Source organism: Pseudomonas sp. v388, assembly GCF_003935425.1.
Lineage (GTDB): Bacteria > Pseudomonadota > Gammaproteobacteria > Pseudomonadales > Pseudomonadaceae > Aquipseudomonas.
This window is the reverse complement of the sequence record NZ_RHQN01000010.1, coordinates 93,599-104,188: the sequence shown is the minus strand read 5'-3', so window position 1 is coordinate 104,188 and position 10,590 is coordinate 93,599. Positions and strand designations below refer to the sequence as shown.

Sequence of the window (10,590 nt, the reverse complement as noted above, 5' to 3'; positions counted from 1 at the left end):
CTGTCATTCCCAGTTGCCCAGGTCGGCGCTGTAGCCTTCGCCGCCCGGCTGGCCGTCCTGGCCGTAGAAGATCAGGTCGAAACTGCCGTGCTGGCCGGGGAAGCGATAGCCGAACGCGTGGCCGAACGGGTCTTTCAAATCAGAAGGCTTGGCGTAAGGGCCGCTCCAGCCCGAAACGTTGCCCGGCTTTTCCGCGAGCTGCTGCAAGGTCTTGGGCGGTGAGCCGACGTCCAGCGCATAGCTTTCGATCTTCATTCCCAGGCTCGCCAGCTGCGCCTTGCCTGCGCCGTACTTGCCCTTGTCGACGTTGCCGCCGACCTGGCGCACCACGATGGTGGCGACGATGCCCAGCAGCACGATCACCGCGAGCATTTCCAGCAAGGTGAAACCACCCTGACGACGCACGGGTTTGAAGCGGATACGGCTCATGTTCATGGCGAAAAAATCCTCGTTTCGAAATTCAGATATTGCTGGTCAGGCTCATCAGCGGCAGCATGATGGCGAGCATGATCACCGCCACCATCCCGGCCATGACCACGGTCAGCGCCGGCACCAACGCAGCCAGCATGCGGTCGATGCCGCGCTTGGCTTCCACGTCGAACACATCGGCAACCTTGAGCAACATGGTGTCCAGTTCGCCGGCCTGTTCGCCGACTTCGATCATTTGCAGCGCCAGGTCCGGCAACAGTGGTTGCGCACCGAATGCGCTGGCCAGCGTGCCGCCGCCCTTGACCGACTCGGCGGCCTGTTCGACCTGCGCCTGCAATGCGCGGTTGGTGCAGACCTGCCGGGCAATCACTAGTGCCTGCAACAACGCCACGCCATTGCTGAGCAAGGTGCCCAGCGTGCGAGTCAGGCGCGCCGCTTCGATGCGTTGCAGTAAAGGACCAACGATGCGCAGGCCCAGCACGCGGCGGTCATGACGCTCGCGGCGCTGCGGATCGCGCATGCCCAGCGCGACGCCCCAGATCAGCAGAATCACACCGGCCAGCACAGCCAGCCCGTAACTGCTGAGAAATTCTCCGAGGGCCAGAATCACCTCGGTGATCATCGGGATCGGCACGCCGAGATCCTTGAAAATCGGTACGAACTGCGGCACCACGTAGGCCAGCAGCAAGGCCAGCGAGCCAAGCACGCCCACCACCAGGAAGGCCGGATAGATCAGCGCGTTGATCACCTCGCCGCGCAGCAACTGGCTGCGTTCCAGGTAATCGCTCAACTGGCGCAGGGTGTTCTCCAGCGCGCCACCCGCTTCACCGGCGCGGACCATGCTGATATACAGCGGCGAGAACTGGCTGCCCTCTTCTTCCAGCGCCACCGACAGCGGTTTACCGGCCTTGACCTGTTCGCGAATGCGCTCGATCAGCGCGCGGGTCTGCGGCTGGCCGGGCTGCTTGAGCAGAATACTCAGCGAGCGTTCCAGCGGCTGGCCGGCACCGAGCAAGGTCGCCAGCTGCTGGGTGAAACTCACCAGCGCCGCGCCATTCAGCAAGCCGCTGCCCAATGCGCGGCGCAAACCGCCCAGACCGGCGTTGTCGACCTGCAAAACCATCAGGCCGCGCTTTTGCAGCGCGGCCACGGCGGCATCCTGATCCCTGGCTTCCAGGGTGCCGTTCTGCGCGACGCCCTGAGCATCCAGTGCGCGGTACTTGAACAGACTCAATTGCCTTCGCCTCGGGTCACGCGCAGCACTTCTTCCAGCGAGGTCACGCCGGCCACGGCCTGGCGCAGACCTTCTTCATGCAGGGTGCGCAAACCGCCACGGCGGGCAGCTTCTTCCAGGGTCGAGGCGTCGGCGTGGCGCATCAACAGACTGCGCAGCTCTTCGTTCATGACCAGCAATTCAGTGATCGCGCTACGGCCGCGATAGCCACCGCCCGGCGCATCGGCGCGGGGACGATAGAGGCGAATCGGGCGCTCGTCGGTGAAACGTTCCAGGCCGTGTTCGGCGATCAGCTCCGGTGGCGCGTCGAACGCTTCGCGGGTAGCCGGATCGAGACGACGCACCAGGCGCTGGGCGAGAATGCCGTTGACCGTCGAGGCGATCAGGTAACTTTCTACACCCATGTCCAGCAGGCGCGTGATACTCGCCGCGGCGCTGTTGGTGTGCAGGGTCGAGAGTACCAGGTGACCGGTCAGCGAGGACTGGATCGCAATGCGGCAGGTTTCCAGGTCGCGCATCTCACCGATCATGATCACGTCCGGGTCCTGGCGCACGATGGAGCGCAGCGCTCCGGCGAAGTCCAGGCCGATGGCCGGCTTGACCTGAATCTGGTTGATACCTTCGAGCTGATATTCCACCGGGTCTTCGACGGTGATGATCTTGCGTTCGGCGGTGTTGAGTCGCGACAGCGCCGTATAAAGGGTGGTGGTCTTGCCCGAACCGGTCGGGCCGGTGACCAGCAGAATGCCGTGGGGCCGTTCCAGAACGTCGAGAAAATGCTCCAGGCGCTCGCCGTCGAAACCCAGGCTGGGGAAATCGAAGTCGATGGTCTGGCGATCCAGCAGACGCATCACCACCGACTCGCCAAAACTGGTGGGCACGGTGGACACCCGCAGGTCCAGCTCCTTGCCCTGAATGCGCAGCATGATGCGGCCGTCCTGAGGCAAGCGACGCTCGGCGATATCAAGACGCGCCATGATCTTGACCCGCGAGATCACCGCCGCCGAGGAACTGGACGGCGGCGCTTCGGCTTCATGCAGCACACCGTCGATGCGATAACGCACTTTGAGCTGGCTTTCGAACGGCTCGATGTGGATGTCCGAGGCGCGCTGTTCGACTGCACGTTGCAGGATCAGGTTGACCAGACGAATCACCGGCGCTTCGGAGGCGAGATCCTTGAGGTGTTCAATGTCTTCGGACGAGTTGCCGTCATCGTCGAGGTTTTCAATCAGCGTGCCCATCGCCGAGCGGCCCTGACCGTAATAACGCTCGATCAGGGTTTCCACTTCATTGCGTGGCCCGATGGCGACCCGCACCGGCACTTCACAGGCGTAGGCGATCGCCTGGAACGGGTACAGGCTGGTCGGCCGGGCGCTGAGCACCTGCAAGCCGTCATCGCTCCAGCCCACCGGCACCACTTGATAGTCGCGCATGAAGCGTTCGGTCAGCGGCGGCAATGGGTCCAGCAGCGGCGGCACGGCGTCGGCCATCAACAGCGGCACTTGCAGCAGCGCCGCCCAGGCCCGCGCCAATTCGAATTCGGACACCAGGCCCAGACGTGTCAGCAAACCGGGAAGGTCGGCGCCTTCGGATTCCTGCTGCAACCGTTGTGCACGCTCCAGATCCTGAGTCTTGAGACCGGCGTTCTCGGTCAGCCAGGCACAGACCTGCCCTGCATCGGGAATCAGTATTGAAGTGGCATCGACGGGTCTGGACTGCATGGGCGAGGAGTTCTGCATACATCGGAGGGACAAGGTCGCAGCACCCCTTCATCGAGAAGGCCGTGCTGCGGTCGGAAGCGTCAAGCGGTCAATCAGACTGCTTTTGCGCGGTTCCGTTCTGTGGACGGCCGCCTTTAGCGGTTTCGACCTTCTGCTGCTTGGCCGCTTTCGGGTTGGTGGCCTGGGTCATCAGGGTGGAATCGGTGGTACCGGAGGTGGCATCGACATCGGTGGATTCAGCAGCGAAGGCTACATTACCCAACGCCAGGCTCAGAACGACACCCGCACCCACAAGAGGAAACTTCATATCATGTACTCCACATAAGAAAATAAAAGACCGGACAACTTGCAGGCTTTATAGACCCGCAAACTCAAAAACAAGACTACAACTAAGCCGACCGCAACGGCAATACCGGGAGAACGCGCGAAAAATCTTAAACCCATCGACCAGTAGGTTTACCGAGAGTTCCTGATGTGTAACGAAAAAATACGATTTTCAACAAAATTACGCTTTCGTTTGACATTTACGCTCCGTTTTAGACTTAATTGTATCGATTTTGACAGATCAAAGTGCCATCACGTAGTGGCCTTTTAGTAGCACACGGCACTAATAAAAATATAATCACTACAACATTAAAACTTAATAAATCAGCCCAGGTCGCGCCAGTTTAAATCGACTGGAAACGCGACAACGGGTCACTGTTGCCTAAAGAAAAGTTATGAAGCACGTGCAACGGCACGCGCTTTCATGCGCGAACCTTTACTTGAAAAGTAGTTGGAGAGTTAGATGAGCAAACGGAAAATGATCGGTGCGCAATCGGCCCTGGCGCTGTTGGCGCTGGCGGTTTCACAGGTGCACGCGACCGATGCGTCCCAGCTGGAAGCCCGCGAAGCGCGTGCTGAAAAAGCGGCGCAGAAGATCCTGGACAAGATGACCCAGGAAGAAAAACTGAACTACATCGGCGGCACCGGCGGCTGGGACGTCAAGCCTCTTTCCAACTACGGCATTCCACAGATCCACGGCGCCGACGGCGGCGTTGGTGTGCGTTACACCAGCGAAGGTAACGCACAGGGCGTGGTCTATCCGTCCGGCCCGAACCTGGCGGCCACCTGGAACCCGCGCCGCGCCATCGATCTGGGCCGCGCGCTGGGCTATGACACCGCCAGCGGTGGTTATCAGTTCATCACCGGCCCCGGTGTAGCGCTGTATCGCATGCCCTACGGCGGCCGTGCGTTCGAATACCTCTCCGGTGAAGACCCGTTCCTGGGCGCAAGCCTGGCACCCGGCGTCATCAACGGCATCCAGGCACGTAATATCTGGGCAAACGCCAAGCACTTCGCTGCCAACGACCAGGAAAGCAGCCGCTTCAAGCTCGACCAGATCATGGGCGAGCGTGTACTGCGCGAGATGTCGCTGCCGGCTTTCGAATCGGCGTCCAAGAACAGCAACGTCGCGATGATGATGTGCGCGTTCCAGAAGATCAACGGCGAGTTCGCCTGCGAGAACAAGCACCTGATCACCCAGATCCTGCGCAAGGAATGGGGCTACAAGGGCATGGTGCAAAGCGACTACAACGCGGTGGTCCATGGCTTGAACGCCGCCCAGGCCGGTACCGACCTGGACATGATGGGCTACCAGATGAACAGCACGGTGCTCAAGCCGTATCTGGACAGCGGCGAGCTCAGCGCCGCGACCATCGACGACAAGGTGCGCCGCATTCTCAAGCTGATCTACCTGTACAACTTCGATCAGAAAAGAATCCTGACCGCGCACAACATCAACAACATGAACAGCTCGACCAGCAACAAGGTTGCGCTCAACGCTGCACGCGAAGGCATCGTGCTGCTCAAGAATCAGGACAACCTGCTGCCGCTGGACAAGCAGAAGGTCAAGAAAATCGCCGTGGTCGGCAACCTTGCCAAGTACGCGCCGCCGACAGGCTTCGGCAGCGCCAACGTCATGGCCCGCAACTACATCAGCGAGCTGAGCGGCCTGCAGCAGATGGCCCCCAACGCCAAGGTCGAGTTCATCGACGGCCTGTCGCTGGACCCGACCACCACGCCGTGGACCAGCACCAACGTCAAGGGCGATGAAGTCCAGGGCCTCAAGGCCGAGTACTTCAGTAATGCCAACTGGTCCGGCGACGCTGCCGTGACCCGTACCGAGAAACACATCGATCTTGACTGGGCCAACGATTCCGACCTGCCGTTCGACAGCAACACTTCGTCGTCCGACCCTTACACCAACAAGGGCTCGACTTCCGGTTCGCTCAACGGCGACACCTCTTCCACCTCGATCCGCTACAGCGGCAAGGTCACGCCGACCCAAAGCGGCGAACAGGTGTTCAAGGTTCGCGCCGACGGTGCGGTACGCCTGTGGGTCAACGGCAAGAAGATCATCGACAATGGCGACGGCAACCCGATTCCGGGCAACAGCATCCCGCCGACCATTCCCGAGTTCGCCAAGATCGAACTGGAAGCCGGCAAGTCCTATGACGTGAAGCTTGAGTACTCGCGCCGTGCCGGTTACCTGTCGACCATGGGCGGCCTGGTGGGCGTGCAATTGAGCTGGGCGTCGCTGAACGCTCCGCAGGATCTGTCCGCGTATGACGCCGTCGTTGTTGCCGTGGGCAACAGCAACGAGTACGAAGGTGAAGGCTTCGACCACATGTTCGAACTGCCGGAGTACCAGAGCCAGCTGATCCGCAGCATCGCCAAGGTCAACCCGAAAACCGTCGTTACCATGTTCGGTGGCACCGGTCTGAAGATGAACGACTGGGTCGATCAGGTTCCGGCCGCGCTGCATGCGTTCTACCCTGGCCAGAACGGCGGTCAGGCCCTGGCCGAGATTCTGTTCGGCAAGGTCAACCCGTCGGGCAAGCTGCCGATCAGTATCGAACGCAACATCGAAGACAACCCGATCTTCGAGACCTTCCCGAAATTTGCCAACGACAACTCGTTGACCGAGATGAGCTACAAGGATGACCTGTTCCTGGGTTATCGCGGCTACGAGAAGAAAGGCATCAAGCCGCTCTACCCGTTCGGCTACGGCATGTCGTACACCACCTTCGGCTACAGCAACATCAAGGTCACCCCGGGTGTGGCAGTCGGCGGCACGCCGATCAAGGTCTCGTTCGACCTGACCAACACCGGCAAGGTAGGCGGTTCGGAAGTCGCGCAGCTGTACGTCGGCCAGCAGAACCCGAAAGTGGAGCGTCCTCTCAAAGAGCTCAAGGGCTACAAGAAAGTGTTCCTCGAGCCGGGTGAAAGCCGCCGCGTGACCATCGAGCTCAACGATCGCTCGCTGGCCTACTACGACACCGAAAGCAAGAACTGGGTGGTCGACGCCGACACCTTCAACCTGTCGCTGGGTGCGTCGTCGCAGGACATCCGCCTCAACGCCAAGCTGGTCAACCCGTTCCGCCAGGAACTGTCGACCACCACCAGCAACCCGCTGCCACGTTCAGCATTCAACCAGATCAAGGTCGAAAAACCAGCGGTGAAGACCGGTGGCGTGTTCGACCAGACTGTTGACGAGTAAGACAGTCACAACCTGTGACTGAGTAATCAGGGAATAACCAGGCTCAAGGACGAGCCCTTATCGCTGCATCGACCTGCGCAATGTAGTTGTCGAACGCTTCCACCAGATTCACCTCATCGGGAAAGCGCAGCCACTGGATCTGCAACCCGTCCATCATGGCCAGAATCTGCTGGATCAGTTTCGGCAGATCCACATCCCCGCGCACCTCGCCTCGCTCTACCAATCCTGTGAACTGCGTCAGCATGCGCGCACGGATATCTTCGTAGCGTCCCTGGTACCAGCTCCAGGCCGGCTGATTATCCAGCAGACTTTCGGCATTGAGGATCGAAAAAGCACGCACCACACCGGGTGCGGTGGCATTGGAACGGTTGATCGCACGCAGACTTTCGAGCAGCCCTGTCAGCGTGTTTTCCCGGCGAACTTCGTCAGCCAGCTTGCGATTGACCTCATCGCGGCGTTCCAGAACCGCCATCAACAGGGAAATCTTGCTGGGGAAATGATGCAGCAGTCCGGCCACGGAGATGCCGACGATGGCGGCCACCTTGGCGACCGATGCACCGGTGTAGCCTTCCAGGGAAAACACTTGCAAGGCAGCGTCGAGCAATTCTTCGCGACGTTTCTCACCCTTGGGCGCACGTCGTTGTCGGGTTACTACCGGACCCGCTTCCGTGGGGTCTTGCCGAGTCATATCAGGCTCCTTCAATCAACAGCCGGCTACCGTAAGCCAGACAGGCCGTGGTTCGCAAGGCTATCAAAGTCCTATACCGCTCGCTGTCGATCTCCTCAAGGCCGGGGCAGGCTCTGCGCGCCGTCGCCCAACGCACGCTGCATAAGCACCGTGTCCACCCAGCGGCCGTGCTTGAAACCCACCGCCTCGAACACCCCGACCCGGCGAAATCCCAGTGTCTCGTGCAAGCGAATCGACGCCGTGTTTTCGCTGTTGCCGATCACCGCAATCATCTGTCGCCAGCCGCCTTGCTCGCAGCGCGCCACCAGCAGTTCAAGGATCTGCCGGCCGATACCAAGCCCACCCATGCCCTCACGCACATAGACTGAATCTTCCACGGTAAATCGATAGCCCGGGCGTGGCCGGTATGGCGTGACGTAGCCATAACCGACCACCTCGCCCCGCAGCTCGGCGACCAGGTAAGGCAGGCCCCTGGCGAGCACATCGGCGCGACGGCGCAGCAATTCCGCCTGGTCGGGCGGCTCCAGCTCGAAACTGGAAATCCCGCCCAGCACGTGCTCGGCATAAATAGCCTGCACACCTGGCATGTCTTGGTCACAGGCGTCGCGCAGTATCAGGGAATCGGGCATGGGTCAGTCTCAAGGCGAGAAATGCAGGAGGTGGGGACGATCATTTTCCAGACGAGGCGGTGAACGCCGCTCATCACCGGGAACATTCTGGCACGCACGGCAAACCTTGAGCCAGTCCGCGCATTGTCACGATCAAGGGCTATAAATAGCCGGGTGCCTCACAACATTTATTACTTCAGCCGAGGCGCGGTAAAAGCCGGTCGGCAGTTGCCAGCCCCCCGAGGGAGGTTGTACGATGACTGCTAACTTTTTTCACCGAATGACGGATAGACGCCCAAACCCTGTACTCTTTTCATCGCGCAAGCATCCACCGTAAAGCGATTCGGCAACCCATAAGGAAAGCAGGTCCATTCTTGACTGAACCTGCCTCCACTCTCAAAACAACAGGAGATACCGATGCCTACCATTCTCGGCCAGAACTTCATCGCTGGCGGCCGCAGCGCCCTGGGTCAAACCCTGCAGAAGAGCCTCGATGCCACCACCGGTGAAGAATTGCCATACGGCTTTCACCAGGCCACCGATGACGAAATCAATGCCGCTGCGCTGGCTGCCAAGGCTGCTTTCCCACAATACCGTCAGTTGAGTCCTGCAAAGCGTGCCGACTTCCTCGACGCCATCGCCGATGAACTCGATCAGTTGGGCGATGACTTCGTCGCCGTCGTCTGTCAGGAAACCGCGCTGCCTCAAGCCCGTATCCAGGGTGAGCGCGGGCGCACCAGCGGCCAGATGCGCCTGTTCGCCAAGGTATTGCGTCGCGGTGACTTCGTCGGCGCGCGCATTGACCTGGCGCTGCCGGATCGCAAGCCGCTGCCGCGCGTCGATCTGCGTCAGTACCGCATCGGTGTCGGTCCGGTCGCCGTGTTCGGCGCCAGCAACTTCCCGCTGGCCTTCTCGACCGCCGGCGGCGATACCGCAGCGGCACTGGCGGCAGGCTGCCCGGTGGTATTCAAGGCCCACAGCGGTCACATGGCGACTGCCGACCTGGTCGCCAGCGCCATCATCCGCGCAGCTGAACGCACCCAGATGCCGAAGGGCGTGTTCAACATGATCTTCGGTAACGGTGTGGGCGAAGGCCTGGTCAAGCATCCGGCCATCCAGGCCGTCGGCTTCACCGGCTCGCTCAATGGCGGTAACGCCCTGTGCAAAATGGCGGCCGAACGTGCGCAGCCGATTCCGGTCTTCGCCGAGATGTCCAGCATCAATCCGGTGGTTCTGCTGCCGCAGGCGCTGGCGACCCGTGGCGAAACCGTGGCCAAGGATCTGGCCGCTTCGGTGGTCATGGGTGCCGGCCAGTTCTGCACCAATCCAGGCGTGGTCATCGGCCTGCGCTCCCCCGCCTTCTCGGCATTCCTGGAGCAACTGACCGAACAGATGGGCGGACAGGCTCCGCAGACCATGCTCAATGCGGGCGGCCTGCGCAGCTACAGCAAAGGCGTCGAGCACCTGCTGTCGCATCCGGGCGTCACTCATCTGGCCGGCAAGCCCCAGGAAGGCAAACAGGCTCAGGCCCAGCTGTTCAAGGCCGATGTCAGCCTGCTGCTCAATGGCGATCCTCTGCTGCAGGAAGAAGTCTTCGGCCCGACCACACTGGTGATCGAAGTGGCGGACGATGAAGAGCTGAAAAATGCCTTGCTGGCCCTGCGCGGTCAACTGACTGCCACGCTGATTGGCGAGCCTTCGGACCTGTCCGGTTACAGCTGGCTGCTGCCACTGCTGGAAGACAAAGTCGGCCGCATCCTGGTCAATGGCTACCCGACCGGCGTCGAAGTCTGCGAAGCCATGGTCCACGGCGGCCCGTACCCGGCGACGTCCGATGCACGCGGCACCTCCGTGGGCACCCTGGCCATCGACCGCTTCCTGCGTCCGGTCTGCTACCAGAACCACGACGACAGCCTGTTGCCGCCTGCTTTGCAGAATGCCAACCCGCTGGGCCTGCGGCGCCTGGTCAACGGTGAGTGGAGCGACCAGGCCATTGCTTGATCGTTTCCCACCGTCCCGATAAAAAACGCGCCTCGCAAGGGCGCGTTTTTTTTGGTTTAACGCTGGCAAGCCTGATTCAAGTGGCTATAAATTTTCTGTCAGCGCACGAATTTTAACGCGTAATGCGCCGCTCCCCGGCTCATTCCCACAGGCCTTTCAGGCTCCATTGCAGTGCATTTTCAGTGCTGTTCATAAAATAGCCATATGGCTGCAGGCCACGAAATACGGGACTTACAACAAGTTACCCACAGACATACCCACGACTTTGGTGGACAACTTTTGTTGAAATCCGGATCTCAAAACCCGTCACCAGCGCAAGCCCGGATCGTGAAAATAAATGCCGTCAAGTGCTGCGTGGATCCTATCTG

General features: G+C 60.6%; 8 protein-coding genes. 2 read left to right on the top strand and 6 right to left on the bottom strand.

Annotated features, from left to right (window positions below; all coding sequences use genetic code 11):
• Nucleotides 1–3: 3 nt before the first annotated feature.
• The 4 genes from gspG to EGJ27_RS21740 all read right to left on the bottom strand — a co-directional run bounded on the left by gspG (nucleotide 4) and on the right by EGJ27_RS21740 (nucleotide 3,691).
• Nucleotides 4–435 carry a type II secretion system major pseudopilin GspG gene (gene gspG / locus EGJ27_RS21755; RefSeq protein WP_125829311.1) on the bottom strand — a complete coding sequence of 144 codons (432 nt, stop codon included), beginning with the start codon at nucleotides 433–435 and terminating at the stop codon, nucleotides 4–6.
• A 25-nt stretch (nucleotides 436–460) separates the two neighbouring features.
• Nucleotides 461–1,663, bottom strand: a complete 1,203-nt coding sequence (gene gspF, locus EGJ27_RS21750; RefSeq protein ID WP_125832817.1) for a type II secretion system inner membrane protein GspF — start codon at nucleotides 1,661–1,663, stop codon at nucleotides 461–463.
• Nucleotides 1,660–3,384, bottom strand: coding sequence for a type II secretion system ATPase GspE (gspE, locus tag EGJ27_RS21745; protein ID WP_177523078.1), 1,725 nt, complete (start codon nucleotides 3,382–3,384; stop codon nucleotides 1,660–1,662). Before gspE ends, gspF begins: the two co-directional genes overlap by 4 nt.
• A gap of 88 nt (nucleotides 3,385–3,472) precedes the next feature.
• A complete protein-coding gene (locus tag EGJ27_RS21740; RefSeq protein ID WP_125832815.1) occupies nucleotides 3,473–3,691 on the bottom strand; it encodes a hypothetical protein in 219 nt (72 codons plus the stop codon).
• Nucleotides 3,692–4,171: 480 nt separating this feature from the next.
• Here EGJ27_RS21740 and EGJ27_RS21735 point away from each other — a divergent pair, with 480 nt between their 5' ends.
• On the top strand, nucleotides 4,172–6,925 hold the full coding sequence (locus tag EGJ27_RS21735; RefSeq protein WP_125832814.1) for a glycoside hydrolase family 3 protein: 2,754 nt from the start codon (nucleotides 4,172–4,174) through the stop codon (nucleotides 6,923–6,925).
• Between the two features lie 43 nt (nucleotides 6,926–6,968).
• On the opposite strand, the gene EGJ27_RS21730 is transcribed toward EGJ27_RS21735, so the two are convergent.
• Nucleotides 6,969–7,613: a TetR/AcrR family transcriptional regulator gene (locus tag EGJ27_RS21730; RefSeq protein WP_125832813.1), complete on the bottom strand. Its 645-nt coding sequence runs from the start codon at nucleotides 7,611–7,613 to the stop codon at nucleotides 6,969–6,971.
• Nucleotides 7,614–7,708: 95 nt separating this feature from the next.
• Nucleotides 7,709–8,242 carry a GNAT family N-acetyltransferase gene (locus EGJ27_RS21725; protein WP_125832812.1) on the bottom strand — a complete coding sequence of 178 codons (534 nt, stop codon included), beginning with the start codon at nucleotides 8,240–8,242 and terminating at the stop codon, nucleotides 7,709–7,711.
• A 396-nt stretch (nucleotides 8,243–8,638) separates the two neighbouring features.
• Between EGJ27_RS21725 and EGJ27_RS21720 the strand changes: the two genes are divergently transcribed.
• A complete protein-coding gene (locus EGJ27_RS21720; protein WP_125832811.1) occupies nucleotides 8,639–10,222 on the top strand; it encodes an aldehyde dehydrogenase (NADP(+)) in 1,584 nt (527 codons plus the stop codon).
• Nucleotides 10,223–10,590: the final 368 nt, after the last annotated feature.

What these genes read in the sequence shown, in the direction of transcription:
- gspG (WP_125829311.1), bottom strand. Translation starts at nt 435, where the DNA reads ATGAACATGAGCCGTATCCGCTTCAAACCCGTGCGTCGTCAGGGTGGT.
- gspE (WP_177523078.1), bottom strand. Translation starts at nt 3,384, where the DNA reads ATGCAGTCCAGACCCGTCGATGCCACTTCAATACTGATTCCCGATGCA.
- EGJ27_RS21740 (WP_125832815.1), bottom strand. Translation starts at nt 3,691, where the DNA reads ATGAAGTTTCCTCTTGTGGGTGCGGGTGTCGTTCTGAGCCTGGCGTTG.
- EGJ27_RS21735 (WP_125832814.1), top strand. Translation starts at nt 4,172, where the DNA reads ATGAGCAAACGGAAAATGATCGGTGCGCAATCGGCCCTGGCGCTGTTG.
- EGJ27_RS21730 (WP_125832813.1), bottom strand. Translation starts at nt 7,613, where the DNA reads ATGACTCGGCAAGACCCCACGGAAGCGGGTCCGGTAGTAACCCGACAA.
- EGJ27_RS21725 (WP_125832812.1), bottom strand. Translation starts at nt 8,242, where the DNA reads ATGCCCGATTCCCTGATACTGCGCGACGCCTGTGACCAAGACATGCCA.
- EGJ27_RS21720 (WP_125832811.1), top strand. Translation starts at nt 8,639, where the DNA reads ATGCCTACCATTCTCGGCCAGAACTTCATCGCTGGCGGCCGCAGCGCC.